The organism is Streptomyces sp. NPDC055400 (assembly GCF_053644375.1).
Genome location: NZ_JBSHLM010000002.1, coordinates 731969 through 746079, shown reverse-complemented (window position 1 = coordinate 746079; position 14111 = coordinate 731969). Strand labels below are relative to the sequence as shown.

General features: G+C 71.0%; 13 protein-coding genes and 1 pseudogene. 12 read left to right on the top strand and 2 right to left on the bottom strand.

Annotated features, from left to right (window positions below; genetic code table 11):
* Positions 1-133: 133 nt before the first annotated feature.
* Genes ACWIGU_RS07790 through ACWIGU_RS07735 form a run of 12 tightly spaced genes read left to right on the top strand, consistent with a single transcriptional unit; the run spans position 134 to position 13552 of the window.
* Positions 134-1702 (top strand): ABC transporter substrate-binding protein, encoded by a 1569-nt coding sequence (locus tag ACWIGU_RS07790; RefSeq protein ID WP_454398484.1) that lies wholly within the window; start codon positions 134-136, stop codon positions 1700-1702.
* The gene (locus ACWIGU_RS07785) at positions 1699-2787 is read left to right on the top strand and encodes an ABC transporter permease (RefSeq protein ID WP_454398482.1); all 1089 of its coding nucleotides are present in this window, start codon (positions 1699-1701) and stop codon (positions 2785-2787) included. Before ACWIGU_RS07790 ends, ACWIGU_RS07785 begins: the two co-directional genes overlap by 4 nt.
* Complete coding sequence (locus ACWIGU_RS07780) at positions 2784-3719, top strand: ABC transporter permease (protein WP_454398480.1); 936 nt, start codon at positions 2784-2786, stop codon at positions 3717-3719. Before ACWIGU_RS07785 ends, ACWIGU_RS07780 begins: the two co-directional genes overlap by 4 nt.
* Positions 3703-4746, top strand: coding sequence for an ABC transporter ATP-binding protein (locus tag ACWIGU_RS07775; protein ID WP_454398478.1), 1044 nt, complete (start codon positions 3703-3705; stop codon positions 4744-4746). Before ACWIGU_RS07780 ends, ACWIGU_RS07775 begins: the two co-directional genes overlap by 17 nt.
* Complete coding sequence (locus tag ACWIGU_RS07770) at positions 4743-5852, top strand: ABC transporter ATP-binding protein (protein WP_454398476.1); 1110 nt, start codon at positions 4743-4745, stop codon at positions 5850-5852. Before ACWIGU_RS07775 ends, ACWIGU_RS07770 begins: the two co-directional genes overlap by 4 nt.
* Before the next feature lie 43 nt (positions 5853-5895).
* Positions 5896-7053, top strand: coding sequence for an LLM class flavin-dependent oxidoreductase (locus ACWIGU_RS07765; protein ID WP_454398474.1), 1158 nt, complete (start codon positions 5896-5898; stop codon positions 7051-7053).
* Positions 7050-9458: a molybdopterin-dependent oxidoreductase gene (locus tag ACWIGU_RS07760; protein ID WP_454398472.1), complete on the top strand. Its 2409-nt coding sequence runs from the start codon at positions 7050-7052 to the stop codon at positions 9456-9458. Before ACWIGU_RS07765 ends, ACWIGU_RS07760 begins: the two co-directional genes overlap by 4 nt.
* Positions 9455-10714, top strand: a complete 1260-nt coding sequence (locus tag ACWIGU_RS07755; protein ID WP_454398470.1) for an acyl-CoA dehydrogenase family protein — start codon at positions 9455-9457, stop codon at positions 10712-10714. Before ACWIGU_RS07760 ends, ACWIGU_RS07755 begins: the two co-directional genes overlap by 4 nt.
* Positions 10715-10717: 3 nt before the next feature.
* Positions 10718-11896, top strand: a complete 1179-nt coding sequence (locus tag ACWIGU_RS07750; RefSeq protein ID WP_454398468.1) for an LLM class flavin-dependent oxidoreductase — start codon at positions 10718-10720, stop codon at positions 11894-11896.
* The gene (locus ACWIGU_RS07745) at positions 11893-12699 is read left to right on the top strand and encodes an alpha/beta hydrolase (RefSeq protein ID WP_454398466.1); all 807 of its coding nucleotides are present in this window, start codon (positions 11893-11895) and stop codon (positions 12697-12699) included. Before ACWIGU_RS07750 ends, ACWIGU_RS07745 begins: the two co-directional genes overlap by 4 nt.
* Before the next feature lie 32 nt (positions 12700-12731).
* The gene (locus tag ACWIGU_RS07740; protein WP_454398464.1) at positions 12732-13253 is read left to right on the top strand and encodes a flavin reductase family protein; all 522 of its coding nucleotides are present in this window, start codon (positions 12732-12734) and stop codon (positions 13251-13253) included.
* A complete protein-coding gene (locus tag ACWIGU_RS07735; protein WP_454398637.1) occupies positions 13250-13552 on the top strand; it encodes a hypothetical protein in 303 nt (100 codons plus the stop codon). Before ACWIGU_RS07740 ends, ACWIGU_RS07735 begins: the two co-directional genes overlap by 4 nt.
* A gap of 199 nt (positions 13553-13751) precedes the next feature.
* Here ACWIGU_RS07735 and ACWIGU_RS07730 read toward each other — a convergent pair whose 3' ends face one another.
* Together ACWIGU_RS07730 and ACWIGU_RS07725 are read right to left on the bottom strand one after the other, a co-directional pair.
* Positions 13752-13979 (bottom strand): hypothetical protein, encoded by a 228-nt coding sequence (locus ACWIGU_RS07730; protein ID WP_454398650.1) that lies wholly within the window; start codon positions 13977-13979, stop codon positions 13752-13754.
* A gap of 12 nt (positions 13980-13991) precedes the next feature.
* Positions 13992-14051 (bottom strand): annotated as a pseudogene (locus tag ACWIGU_RS07725) (MerR family transcriptional regulator); the annotation flags it as partial.
* Positions 14052-14111 lie beyond the last annotated feature (60 nt).

The window sequence follows — 14111 nt, the reverse complement described above, 5'->3', positions numbered from 1 at the left end:
TTCCCCCGGTTGCTCAACTTCCTTCCTTCCACACCACGTTCGCCCGGTCGTCCTGCCTCGACCTGGCGCTTACGGCCGCCCCGTCCGCGTACCCGCCGAGGTCCGGCACGGCCGAGAAAGGTGGCGTACACCGATGTCGAACCTTCGTACCCCTGACGCCGAACGCCGGACCGTACCCCTTCGCACCGCACTGGACCGGCGGTCCTTCCTCGGACTGTCGCTCGGTGCGGGCGCAGCACTCACCCTCTCCGCGTGCGGCGGCTCCTCGTCCGCGGCCGGTGGTGCCACCTCCACCCTCAAGTGGGGCTGGGCACTGCCCACGTCCTGGGACCCGCTCACCTCGTCCGCCGGCTGGGACGTGCACTCGCTCTCGCTCGTCTACGCCGGGCTGACCAAACTCGACGAGCAGGGCGACGCGGTCCCCGCACTCGCCACTGCGTGGCGCTACAACACCGAAGGCACGCTCGTCACCTTCACCCTGCGCAAGGGAGCGACGTTCAGCGACGGCACATCGATCGACGCCACCGCCGTGAAGAAGAGCATCGAGCGCGGCCGCGACGACCCGAAGTCGCTCATCGCCTCCCAGCTCACCGGCGTGCGGCAGGTCACCGCCGTCGATCCACAGACCGTTGAACTACGGCTCACGGAACCGGACTTCCAGATACCCGCCCTCCTCGCGGGGAAGACCGGCATGGTCGTCAACCCCAAGGTCTTCGAAAATGATGCCGCGAGCATCGCCACGAAACCCGCCGGCTCGGGCCCATACACGCTCGTCAGTTACGTCCAGAACTCCAAGGCCGTCCTGCGCCGTAACCCGAACTACTGGGACGCGGACCGGATCAAGGTCGAGCACTTCGAGCTCTATCCGCTGCCCGAGCCGTCCACGGTCGTCGCCTCGCTCAAGTCCGGGCAGTACAACGTGGCGCAGATACCCGGTAGCCAGGTCGAGGCGGCGCGTGCCGCGGGCCTGGAGGTACAGGTCATCCCATCGATGGTGGTGGCCGTCCTCGATGTGCACATCGGCAAGGAGCCCTTCACGGATCCCGATGTCGCGCTCGCCCTCAAATACGCCATCGACCGCGAGGAACTCCTCAAGACCGCCGCGTTCGGGCACGGCGAAGTCACCCGCCAGCCCTTCCCCAAGGGATACGCGGGCCATGACGACGCGCTCGACAAACTCTTCCCGTACGACCCCGAGAAGGCGAAGGAACTCCTCGCCAAGGCCGGTCACGCGAACGGCCTGGAGATCACCCTGTCCGCCCAGAAGGCCGAAGGCGTACCGGAACTGATCCAGGCCCAGCTGAGGAAGGTCGGGATCACCGCGAAGATCGAGTCCATTCCCGCCGCCCAGGCCACCCAGATCGTCTACGTCCAGCGCAGCAAGGCGCTGTACGTCGACCAGTTCGCGGGCCGCGACGCCGCGACCCAGGCCTTCCAGGTGCTGTTCGGCAAGGAAGGGCTGATGAACCCCGGACGCACCACGTCTCCCGAACTGGAGAAGGCACTCGACGAGGTGCGCCGCACCCCCCTCGACGCCCCCGAGTACCCGGCAGCACTCCAGAAGGCCACCGGTATCGCAGTCAGAACCATGCCGAACGTCTTTCTCTACACCGTGCCGCGCATCCTCGCGCGCAACCCCAAGGTCTCGGCGATCCCCGCCTACACCGTCGTCCAGCGGTTCGAGGGGGTCACGGTCTCATGACCGCCCCCGCCTCCACCTCCGTACTGCCTCCACCGCGCAAGGGGGCGTGGCTCAACCCGCTGACCCGACGGCTGGGCGCCGCACCCCGCCCCCTCGGCCGGGTACTCACCACTACCGTCACGGTCTTCCTCCTGGCCTCGCTCCTCACCTTCGCGCTCGGAGCCCTGTCCGAGGCCAACCCGGCGGCCGCCGTCCTCGGCGACCTTGCCACACCGGCCGACATCGCCCGCATGGAGGCACAGTTCGGCCTGGACCGCCCCCTGTACGCCCAGTATCTGAGCTGGCTCAGCCATGCGATCGGCGGGGATCTGGGAGTGTCCTGGTTCACCGGCGTACCAGTCGCCGACAGCGTCGCCGAGGCCCTGCCCGTCGATCTGTCCATCGCCGGGCTCGCGCTGCTGCTCGCCGTGTTCATCGGCGGTGGCGCGGGCATCGCCGCCGCACTCAACAACGGCGGGCGCATCGACCGTACGGTCACACTGATCTGCTCGGTCCTTGCCACCCTGCCGCCGTTCCTCATCGGCATCGTGCTCATCGTCGTGTTCGCCGTCCAGCTCGGCGCCCTGCCCACCGGGGGGTACATCCCGATCGGCGAGAACCCGGGGCAGTGGCTGCGTTATGCGATTCTTCCCGCGTTCGCTCTCAGCCTGGACGCCGCCGCCTCCCTCGCCCGCCAGCTGCGTACCTCGCTCGTCGGCGCCTTGCGCGAGAACTACGTGACCGGCGCACAGATGCGCGGCTTCTCGGCCCGGCGGGTGCTGTTCGGACATGTGCTGCGCAATGCCGCCGGCCCCGCGCTCTCCGTCCTCGGCATGAGCGTTCCTCTGATCCTCGGCGGCGCTGTAGTCACCGAGAAGATCTTCAATCTGCCGGGGATAGCCCAGCTCTCCCTCCAATCAGCCGAGCAGCACGACATTCCGGTTATCCAGGGCACGTTGCTCGTTACCATCTGTGTCGTCCTCGTGGCCAACATCGCCGTCAACGCGGCACTCGCCGCCCTGAATCCGGCGGCCCGACGGCCGGCCGGAACACGTACCGGAGCCGGGGACGTCACGGCGTCCTCGGGTGAGGGGGGCACGCGATGAGGACCCTGCGCCGCGCGTGGCGGCTGCGATCGGCTCGCATCGCCCTCGCCGTCCTCGCTCTGGTCGCTCTGCTGGCCGTCGCCGGTGGCGCTCTCGCCCCGCACGACCCGCTCGCCCAGCACCCGGCCGACATGCTCCAAGGGCCCAGTGGCCGACATCCGTTCGGCACCGACTACCTGGGGCGCGACGTCCTCAGCCGACTGCTGGCCGGCACCGGACTCTCGGTCGCGGGCGCGATCGAGGCCGTCGGCTCAGCGATGCTGCTCGGGATCGTGCCCGGCGTCGCGTCCGTCTGGCTCGGCAGGACCGTCGAGTGGACTGCCCAGCGCGCCGCCGACACCTTGATGATCATGCCGTTCACGGTGTTCGCCATTGCCGTCGTAGGCGCGCTCGGCAACGGAATGCACCAGGCGATGCTCGCTCTCGGCGTGCTCTTCGCACCCTTGTACTTCCGGGTCACGCGGGCTGCTGCCCTCGGTCTCAAGCAGGCGCAGTACGTGGAGGCCGCCGAGCTCATGGGGGCATCGCGCCGGTGGATCCTGCGCACCCACGTCTGGAGCAAGATCTTGCCGACCGTGGCCGTCACCACCGCCCAGGCGGTGGGACAGGCGCTCCTCGTCGTCGCCTCCCTCACCTTCCTCGGGCTAGGGGTGCAGCCACCCGCGCCGACCTGGGGCGGCATGCTCGCCTCCGACCTCGGCTATCTCGCCCAGCAGCCATGGGCCCCCCTGATCCCGGGCGTCGCCATCATGATCACCGTCGGGGCGCTGAACATCCTCGCGGACGCGATCCGTGACAGCTCCGGCGGGCAGGAACAAGCCTCCCCGGCCGAGGCACCGCTCCCCGCGCTCAGTCCGCCCGCCGCCCTCGGCAGCGCACTTGCTCCTGCCGTCGCCCCCAAGGAGGTCGAGGACCGTGTCACAACCGGCTGAATCCGCGAAGGCGGCACCCCGCACGGCGGTCCTCACCGTCGAAGGGCTCGACGTCACCGTCGGCCCCGGAATCCGGGCCGTCCGCGAGGTGTCTTTCACCCTCGAGCGCGGCGAAGCCGTCGGCCTGGTCGGAGAGTCGGGCAGCGGCAAGAGCCTGACCTGCCGCTCCGTACTGGGCGTGCTGGCCGCGGGATGCGAGATACCGGCCGGCCGCATCACCCTGGGCGGCGTCACGGGTGAGCAGGACGACCTCACCACGTTCACCCGTACCCAGTGGGACGCTGTACGGGGCAAGCGCGTCGGCGCCGTATTCCAGGACCCCGCCTCGTACCTCAACCCCTCCCTCACCGTCGGCAGGCAGCTCTCCGAGCAGCTCCGGGTCGGGAGCGGACTGCCCCGCTCCGAAGCGCGCAGCCGCGCGATCGAGCTGTTCACGGCCGTCGGACTCCACCGCCCCGACGAGGTCTACCACCAGTACCCCTACGAGCTGTCCGGCGGAATGCTCCAACGGGTCCTCATCGCCATCGCCGTGTCCTGCGCGCCCGAACTGCTCATCGCCGACGAGGCCACCACTGCCCTCGACGTCGTCATCCAGGCCGAGATCCTCGAACTCCTCAACCGCCTCAGGACGGAACAGGGCCTGGCCCTGCTCCTGGTCACCCATGACCTCGCCGTCGTCGCCGAGAGCTGCGACCGGATTCTCGTGATGTACGCGGGGGAGATCGTCGAGGACGGACCCACAGCCGAGGTCCTCGCCACACCCGCCCACCCGTACACCGAGGCGCTGCTGCGCGTCGCGTCGATCGGCGCCTGGGAACGACGCGACCTGGAGATCATCCCCGGACGCCCGCCCGAGACCGGTGCGGAACTGCCCGGCTGCCGGTTCGCCGACCGCTGCGCGTACGCCGCCCAGCAGTGCACAGCGGGCCCCGTCGCCCTGCACGCCCTGGGAGACCATCGCCGGGCCCGCTGCCTGCGGCCCGCCGGACTGCTCGACGAGCAGGTCAAGGAAGAGGCCCACGCATGAGTTCCCCTACGGCTCCGCGTACGGCTCCGAGCGCCGCTACTCACACAACACCCGCCGCGGCACCGGGCCTCGCCCCCGAGAGCGAGGGACCGGCACCCCTCCTGGAACTCGCGGGTCTCAACGTCTCCTTCGGCCGCCGGGCCACCTCCCTGCGCCGCGCCGGCCGGACCCGAGTTCTGGCCGGCATCGATCTCACCCTCGGGCCCGGAGAGATCCTTGGCATCATTGGCGAGACCGGATCCGGCAAGACGACCCTGGCCCGGGCCACCGTCGGCCTCGTACGGCCCGACGCCGGGCGGATCGTCTTCGACGGCCAGGATCTGACGCAGCTCGACCGGTCGGGCCTGCGGGAGTTCCGGCGCTCGGGACGCGTGCAGTACATGTTTCAGGACCCGCTGCGCTCTCAGGACCCGGAACTGACCGTGCGGCAGATCGTTGCCGAGCCACTCGCCGCGGTCGGTGCGCTCACCCGGCAGGGGCGTGCCGAGCGGGCCGACCAGGCGCTGACCCTTGTGGGGCTCGATGCCGAGGCATGGGGCGGGCGCACTTCAGGCCAGATCTCCGGCGGACAGCGCCAGCGCGTCTCTCTGGCCCGCGCCATCGTCACCCGGCCGCGTCTGCTGCTCAGCGACGAACCGGTGAGCGCCCTCGACGCATCCAACCGGAACCTCGTGCTGAGCCTCCTCGACCGGCTCCGCCGTGAACTCGGACTCGCGGTCGTCGTCATCTCGCACGACCTCAGCTCGCTGGCCGGCATCGCCGACCGGGTGGCTGTCCTCTATCGCGGACGGCTCGTCGAACAGGGCCCCATCGGTGAGGTGCTGGACCACCCCCGGCACCCGTACACCGCTCTGCTCACCGCGTCGGCGCCCAGCGTCCGCCGCGAAAGCCGGCTGCTTCCGTCCCAGTTGCGCGTGCCCGCCGGTGCCGGCGGCACACGGTCATGGCCGGACGACGAGGGTTGTGTCTTCGCGCAGCACTGCCGATTCGCCGACGACGCCTGCCGTGCGGAACCCCGGCCCGGCGCCGTCACGGACACACCGGCCTCGGCCGCGTATGCCGTCGCCTGCCACCACACCGCTACCTGGCGCGACCAGCTCGGCTGACCGCCCCGTCCGCCACCTCCCACTTCTTCTTGGAGAACCACCCATGAGCATCGAGTTCATCGGCATCGCCGCGACACAGGAGACCAGCGAGAGCGGCTCAAGCACCCCGGCCCCCGCCGCCACCACGCGTGACGCCATCTCCGCTCAGACCGAAGCGGGCAGCGCCCGCGGCCCCGTTGTCCAGCCCGCCTACCTGCGGGCGCTCGCCCAGGCCCACGAGGCCTCCGGCTTCGACCGGGTCCTGGTCGCGCACTCCTCCGCCAGCCCGGACGGATTCACCGTCGCCGACCAGATCCTCAGCCACACCGACCGCCTCGGCGTCCTTCTCGCACACCGCCCCGGCTTCGTCGCCCCGACCCTGGCGGCCCGGAAGTTCGCCACGCTCGACGCATTCCATCCCGGCCGCGTCGCGCTCCATGTCATCACCGGTGGCGACGACGCCGACCAGGCACGCGACGGTGACTTCAGTGACAAGCCGACCCGCTACCGCCGCACCGACGACTTCCTGGACGTCGTGCGCAAGGAGTGGACCGCCGCCGAACCCTTCGACCACGAAGGCGACTTCTACCGGGTCGCAGGCGGTCTGTCCGCCGTGCGCCCGGCCTCGCCCATCCCCGTCTACTTCGGCGGTGCCTCCGAGGACGCCGTTCGCGTCGGCGGCAAACACGCCGACGTCTACGCTTTTTGGGGCGAACCCCTCGCAGGAATCGCCGAACGTATCCGGGAGGTACGGGCCGCGGCGGCGCCGTACGGCCGCGACCCCCGCTTCAGCGTCAGCCTCCGACCGATCCCGGCCGCGACCGAGGCCGAGGCCTGGGACCGGGCCCGCGAGATCCTGCGGCTGACCAAGGAGCGCGCAGAAGAGGCCCGCAAGGTGTTCAACCTCGACCACGCCGAACAGCGCGGTTCCCAGCGGCTCCTGGAGTACGCGGCCCAGGGAGAGGTGCACGACAAGCGGCTCTGGACCGCCATCGCCAAGACCACCGGCGCCGCAGGCAACTCCACTGCATTGGTGGGCAGTTACGAGCAGGTCGCCGAATCCCTGCTCGACTATGTCTCCCTCGGTGTGAGCACACTCCTGATCCGCGGCTTCTCACCGCTCGCCGATGCCCGTGACTACGGCACCCTGATCGATCTGGTGCGCGCCGGCGCGGACCGGACGGCGGCCCTCGACACCGCGGAAGCCGCGGTCCCCGCATGAGCCCCGCCCCTTCGGTCCGCACCGTACCCGGGGAGTCCCGCAGAACTCCCCCCGCGGCGGCCCGGACGACGACCTCGCACTGGGGCGCCTACAGCGTCCACCCGGGCGACGACGGCTCGCTCGGGATCCTGCCACACCCCGAGGACCCGTCACCGTCCCCGCTGTTGCGCAACATCGAGGGTGCACTGCGCCACCCCACGCGGGTACGTCGCCCCGCCGTGCGGCGCGGCTGGCTCGACCACGGGCCCGGTCCCACGGACCGGCGTGGCCGCGAACCGTTCGTCGAGGTCGGCTGGGACGAGGCCCTCGACCTGGTGGCCGCCGAACTTGCCCGCGTACGGGACGAACACGGACCTCAGGCCGTCTTCGGCGGCTCGTACGGCTGGGCTTCGGCCGGACGGTTCCACCACGCCCAGAGCCAACTCCACCGCTTTCTCTCCCAGTACGGCGGATACACCGCGTCCCGCAATTCCTACAGCCTCGGGGCCTCACTCGTTCTGCTGCCCCATCTGGTCGGAGCGACAGGAGCGGACGCCGTCCTGCGATCCGCTTCCAGCTGGCCGACGATCGCCGAACACACCGAGCTGATCGTTGCGTTCGGCGGCATACCGGCCAAGAACGTGCACGTCACACCCGGCGGGGTGACGCGGCACACCACCCCGGGGCATCTCGACGCGCTGGCTGCCGCGGGCACGCATGTCGCCCTCGTCAGCCCGCTCCGAGCCGACCTGCCACCGGGACCCGACACCACCTGGTACCCGGTCGTGCCCGCCACCGACACCGCACTCATGCTCGGCCTCGCCCACACCCTGCTCTCCGAGAACCTGCACGACCGTGCCTTCCTCGACCGCTGCACCACCGGTTTCGAGACCTTCGCCCACTACCTGGAAGGACGCCACGACGGCATCACGAAGGACGCCGACTGGGCGACCGCGATCTGCGGAATCGACGCGCAGTCCATCCGTGACCTTGCCCGCCGGATGGCGGCCTCCCGCACCCTGATCACCGTGACCTGGTCCCTGCAACGGGTCCAGCACGGCGAGCAGACCGTGTGGGCCGGACTCGCTCTCGCCGCGCTGCTCGGCCAGATCGGACTGCCCGGCGGCGGCTTCGGCCACGGCTACGGTTCGATGGGCGACGTGGGCGACCACGGCCCGCAGGTACGGCTGCCCCATCTTCCCCAAGGCCCCAACCCCGTATCCGAGTTCATACCCTGCGCCCGGATCGCCGATCTGCTGCTGCACCCCGGTGCGAGCTACGACTACGACGGGGAACGCCGCACCTACCCCGACATCAGGCTCGTCCACTGGGCCGGCGGCAATCCTTTCCACCACCACCAGGACCTCGGCCGGCTGCGCCACGCGTTCGGCCGCCCCGACACAGTCGTCGTCCATGAACCGCACTGGACAGCCACGGCCCGGCACGCCGACATCGTGTTGCCCGTCACGACCACGCTCGAACGCGAGGACATCGGCGGCGGCCGTCGCGACACCCACCTGATCGCCATGCACCAGGCCATCGACCCGGTGGGGGAGGCCCGCGACGACCACGCGATCCTCGCCGGGCTCGCCGCACGCCTCGGCTTCGCCGAACGCTTCACCGAGGGCCGCACCCCCCGCCAGTGGCTGGAGCACCTCTACGACGACTGGCGCGACACTCTGCGCGCCGACGGGGCGGACGTGCCCGCCTTCGACGCGTTCTGGACGACCGGTCAACTCCGACTCCCCTCCGGGCCGAGCCACTTCACCCTCTTCGAGGACTTCCGTCGCGACCCGCAACGCCACCCGCTGGACACCCCGAGCGGCCGCATCGAGATCGCCTCGGCCACCCTCGACGCACTGCGTCTGGACGACTGCCCCGGACACCCCACCTGGCTCGAACCCGATGAATGGCCGGGCTCACCCACGTCGGAACGTCACCCCCTGCTCCTGATCGCCAACCAGCCCACCACCCGCCTGCACAGTCAGTACGACATGGGCGCACTCAGCCTCGGCGCCAAGGTCGCCGACCGCGAACCCGTAGAGATGCACCCCGCCGACGCGGCCGCCCGGGGCATCGCCGACGGCGATCTCGTACGGATCTTCAACGACCGTGGTGCGGTACTCGCCGGAGCCGTACGGACCGAGGGCCTGCGCCGAGGTGTACTGCGGCTGCCCACCGGGGCGTGGTTCGACCCCGCACCGGACACCCCGGACAGCCGGCCGCTGTGTGTGCACGGCAACCCCAACACCCTGACCGCCGACCTCCCCACCTCACGCCTCACCCAGGGGTGCACCGGGCAGCAAGCACTGGTCGAGATGGAGAGGTACGAGGGGGAGCCGCCGCCGGTCACGGTGCGCAACCCACCGCCACTGCTCGAACGCACTGCCCGCACCGCACACACCGACCGGCCGGAGACCCCGTGACCCGCACCGTCCCCAGCACGAGAAGCCCGCAACCGCCTGACACCGGCGACCGCTCCGGCATCCTGCCGCCGCTCGACCTCGACCGGCTCCCGGCAGTCACCCGCGCGCTCGCCGCGCGTGCCGAGGAGCACGACCGCGACGCCACCTTCCCGGCCGAGGGCTTCGCACTCGCCCACGAGGCCGGCCTGCTCACCGCCACCGTCGCCACCCGGCACGGCGGCCCCGGAGCCGGGCTCGCCGACACCGTCCACATCCTGGGCGCCCTCGGCGCAGGCGACCCCGCCGTCGCCCTCATCACCGCCATGACCCTGTTCACGCACGCCACCGAGGCTCGCACCCCCGGCTGGCCGGCTGCCCACTACACCGACCTGCTCCGCGCATCCGCCGACGGCCCGGCCCTCGTGAACGCGCTGCGCGTCGAACCCGAGCTCGGCAGCCCCGTCCGCGGCGGCCTGCCCGCCACCACCGCCCGCCGTGACGGCGAGAACTGGCTGCTGACCGGCCGGAAGATCTACTCCACGGGCGCGGTGGGACTCAGCCGGATGCTCGTCTTCGCCCGCACCGACGAGGACCCCGTCCGCGTCGGCACCTTCATCGTCAGGGCCGGCAGCCCCGGCCTGAGCATCGAACCCACCTGGGACCACGTGGGCTTGCGCGCCAGCCGCAGCGACGACGTCGTCCTGGACTCCGTACGCGTCCCCGCCGGTGACGTGATCGGGCTCGGCGCGCCCGGTCCCACCCCCGGCGCCCGCCCCGACCCGGTGACCGGCGCCTGGAACGCGCTCGGCCTCACCGCTCTCTACCTCGGCGTTGCGAGCGCGGCACGTGACTGGCTCCTGGGCTTCCTGCACGAACGCACCCCCAGTGCACTCGGCGCGCCGCTCGCGACCCTGCCGCGCTTCCAGACCGCCGTCGGCGAGATCGAGACCGCGCTCACCGGTGCCTCCACACTCGTCGAGGCGCTCGCCGCACGGATAGATGCCGGCGCAGCGGGCCACGGGTACGACATCGAAGCCGCCGAGCAGGCCGGGATCGCGAAGGTGCTCGGGACCCGCGCCGCCATCGGGGCCGTGGAGCAGGCCGTCGCCCTCACCGGCAATCACGGCCTGACCCGGGCCAACCCGCTCCAACGCCACTACCGCGATGTGCTCTGCAGCCGTGTGCACACGCCGCAGGACGACTCCGTACTCACTGCCACCGGCCGTGCCGCGCTGGCTCGCGCGCTCGACCGAGGCCTCGCACCGAAAGGCAACTGAAGCATGACCACCCCGAACACCACGCCCGTCAGCCCGTCGACCCCGACAGCCGTGGAATTCATCGGCATGATCGGCACCAGCGACTCCTCGGAGACACGGCCCCCCACCGGCCCCCTGATCGACGCCGATTACACCACCCGTTTCGCCCGGGCCCACGAGGACGCCGGCTTCGACCGCATCCTCATCGGTTACAGCTCAACCCGCCCCGACGGCGCCCAGGTCGCCGCTCATGTCGCCGCCCGCACCGAACGCCTCGGCCTGCTCATTGCCCACCGCCCCGGCTTCATCGCCCCCACCCTGGCCGCCCGCAGCTTCGCCACCCTCGACCAGTTCACCCGCGGCCGGATCGCGGTGCACACCATCACCGGCGGCAACGACACCGAACAGCGCAGGGACGGCGACTACCTCGACAAGGACGAGCGTTACGACCGCACCGACGAGTACCTGGGCATCCTGCGCCGCGCCTGGGCCTCCTCAGAACCCTTCAGCCATGAAGGCCGTCACTACCGCTTCGAGGACTACGGATCCGAGGTCCTGCCCTTCCGCGAAGCAGGCATCCCGATCTACTTCGGCGGGTCTTCCGAGGCCGCCTACCGCGTCGGGGGCAAGCACGCGGACACCTTCGCGCTGTGGGGCGAGCCGCTGGCCGAGACCGCCGAGCAGATCGCCTCCGTACGCGCCGCGGCGACCGCGGCCGGACGCAGCGAACCGCCCGGAATCAGCGTCTCGTTCCGTCCGATCCTCGCGCCGACGGAAGCACTGGCCTGGGAACGCGCCCACCGCATCCTCGACACCATCACATCCGGCGCGGGACGCCCCTTCTTCGAGCAGGCACGCCACCACAACGGCAACACAAGCCCTCAGAACGCCGGTTCACAGCGGCTGCTCGCCGCGGCCGCCAAGGCCGACCTCCACGACCGTGCCCTGTGGACCCCCACTGCCACGGCCACCGGAGCGGGCGGCAACACCACCGCCCTCGTCGGCACCCCCGAGACGGTCGCACAAGCACTCCTCGACTACGTCGACATCGGCGCCACGACCCTCCTGATCCGCGGCTACGACCCGCTCGACGATGCCATCGACTACGGCCGTCACCTCCTCCCACTCGTCCGCCAGGAACTCGCGCACCGCAAGGCCACCGCACCCACGTCCGACCTCACCCCCGCCGGAAGCGTCCGATGACCGACCTGTTCACCGCCCCCACCACCACGACCCGCACCCCGCACGCCACATGGGAGCCGCCCGTCACCATCGCGACACGAGGCACCCTCCTGGTGCTCCCCGGACGAGGCGAACACCCCCTGGTGTACGAGCGGTTCGGCCGACGCCTCGCCGCGGACGGATACCTCGTACATGTTCTCGGTACGCACCCCGAGAACCCCGCCGGCGCAGTACGTGACCAGGCAGCCGCGGTCGCGGGCCCCGAGCCGGTGGCGCCGCTGGTCCTGGTGGGCAGTGACACCGGCGCCCTCCAAGCCCTGCACGCCGCGGCTCTGAGCGATCCGTCGCTGCCTGTCGCCGGCGTCGTGGTGGCAGGCGCCGCACCGACAACCGATCCGGATCGCGCGGTGGAAGTGAACGACGCGGAGTCGGCGTGGGACGACGAGCTCGCCGCCCGTACGGCCTGCCCCGCCCACCGCAAGCGGCTCACCGACGACGCGTCCTTCTCCCGGGGCCGGCTCACCGACCCCGTACCGCATCATCTGCGTGCAGACGCCCATCCCGAGGTCCCCGCCCTGATCCTGCACGGCGCCGCCGACCCGGTGACCGCTGTGGAGCAGGCACGCGGCCTGGCACGCCGGTTGCCCCGCACCACCCTGGGTGTTGTGCACGACGGCGTGCACGACGTACTCAACGACGCCTCGCACCGCACCACCGCCGCCACTGTCGTGCTGTGGCTGGAACGGCTGCGCGCGGACCGACGGGACCTGCGCCCGATCCTCACCGTCGCCGAGGCGGACGGGAACTCCGCCGCGGGCGCCTGACCTTTTATCCGCAGTACACGAAGGGAAGCGGCATGACCGTCACCACAGCCACCGCGACTACCTCCGCCCCCACCCCGGCCGGCGCCGACATCCTGCGCCACACGCTGCGACGCCACGCCGCGGGAGTCACCGTGATCACAGTGCCGGGACCGGCCGGATTCACCGCGACCTCCTTCACGTCGGTCTCCCTCGAACCGGCCCTGGTCTCCTTCTGTATCGGCGTCCATGCATCCGCCTGCCCGGCGGTACGCGACGCCGAACGGTTCGCTGTCCATATCCTGGGCACCGCGAACGCGGAACTCGGCACACAGTTCGCCCGCAGCGGCATCGACCGCTTCGAGGGCGTCCCGTGGCAGTCGCAGGACGGTCTGCCGCTCCTGGGAGGCGTACCCGCCTGGCTCACTGCACGGGTCACACTGCGTCAGCGGATCGGCGACCACCTGCTTGTCGTGGGGGAGGTCGAGGCCGGTGGCGGTCACGGTCGGGGACCAGCCCTCGTACACCACGACGGGGCGTTCGGCACGACCGTACGCATACCGCCGCACGAGGCCTGACACCTTGTGCACTACAGGGCAGGGGGCTAGCCCAAGGAGACCTTGGGCAAGCCCGCGTTCACGACGACCCCAACCCGGGCCCGCTCCCGCACCGGACCTACGCCACACTCATCGGCGGGCCGTTGGACGGGCTGCTCCTGGACGTCACCGATTGGCGGCCGGAGGAGATCGACGGCGGGGTCGCCCTGTCCACCGAGCTCGGGCGGTGGCCCGGCGGCCGCGCGCTGTACGACCCGCGGCCGGAAGAACTGCGCGCACCCGGCCCCGGAGTGATGCGCCGCTTCTACCGGTCTTGGTGAGCCTGCGTATCAGCGTTGCTTCGCAGGCCGCCCCGCGGCAGCTGGACTTCCTCCAATGAACTTGTCAGCCCGACATGGTCCGTGCGGGTTCGGCTGAGCCGAAGCACGGTACTTGTCACAGGGGCAGGCTTGTTGTCACCAAGCAGCTGTGGCGCCCCGCCAAGGGCCATGCTCGGGCGACGCGAGGGAATGGCCGACGTCAGCCGTCTCCGGAGGCCCGCCGCGCGAGGCTCTCGCGGAGTCTGGCCAGCCGGTCGATCTCGACATCGAGGGCGGCGAGCCTCCGGCCGACGATCCCGGAAGTGGCAGCGCCGGGTTCGACAGAGCCGCAACGTGGCGGCGGGTCCTCGGCGAGCAGATGGAGGCGGTCGGCGCCGCTGCGCAGATCCTCGACGGTGAGTCCAAGGGTCAGCAGGTCCCGGATCACGCGGACTCGTGCGACCTCGCCGGGGCCGTATTCCCGCTGGCCTGAGGCCGTGCGGACGGGCGGGGGCAGCAACCCGCGCTGCTCGTAGAACCGCAGCGCCCTGGGCAGGCGTGGTGCCAGCCGCTGCTGCCG

Coding starts and splice junctions, on each gene's coding strand:
- ACWIGU_RS07790 (WP_454398484.1), top strand. CDS start 134: ATGTCGAACCTTCGTACCCCTGACGCCGAACGCCGGACCGTACCCCTT.
- ACWIGU_RS07785 (WP_454398482.1), top strand. CDS start 1,699: ATGACCGCCCCCGCCTCCACCTCCGTACTGCCTCCACCGCGCAAGGGG.
- ACWIGU_RS07780 (WP_454398480.1), top strand. CDS start 2,784: ATGAGGACCCTGCGCCGCGCGTGGCGGCTGCGATCGGCTCGCATCGCC.
- ACWIGU_RS07770 (WP_454398476.1), top strand. CDS start 4,743: ATGAGTTCCCCTACGGCTCCGCGTACGGCTCCGAGCGCCGCTACTCAC.
- ACWIGU_RS07765 (WP_454398474.1), top strand. CDS start 5,896: ATGAGCATCGAGTTCATCGGCATCGCCGCGACACAGGAGACCAGCGAG.
- ACWIGU_RS07760 (WP_454398472.1), top strand. CDS start 7,050: ATGAGCCCCGCCCCTTCGGTCCGCACCGTACCCGGGGAGTCCCGCAGA.
- ACWIGU_RS07750 (WP_454398468.1), top strand. CDS start 10,718: ATGACCACCCCGAACACCACGCCCGTCAGCCCGTCGACCCCGACAGCC.
- ACWIGU_RS07745 (WP_454398466.1), top strand. CDS start 11,893: ATGACCGACCTGTTCACCGCCCCCACCACCACGACCCGCACCCCGCAC.
- ACWIGU_RS07740 (WP_454398464.1), top strand. CDS start 12,732: ATGACCGTCACCACAGCCACCGCGACTACCTCCGCCCCCACCCCGGCC.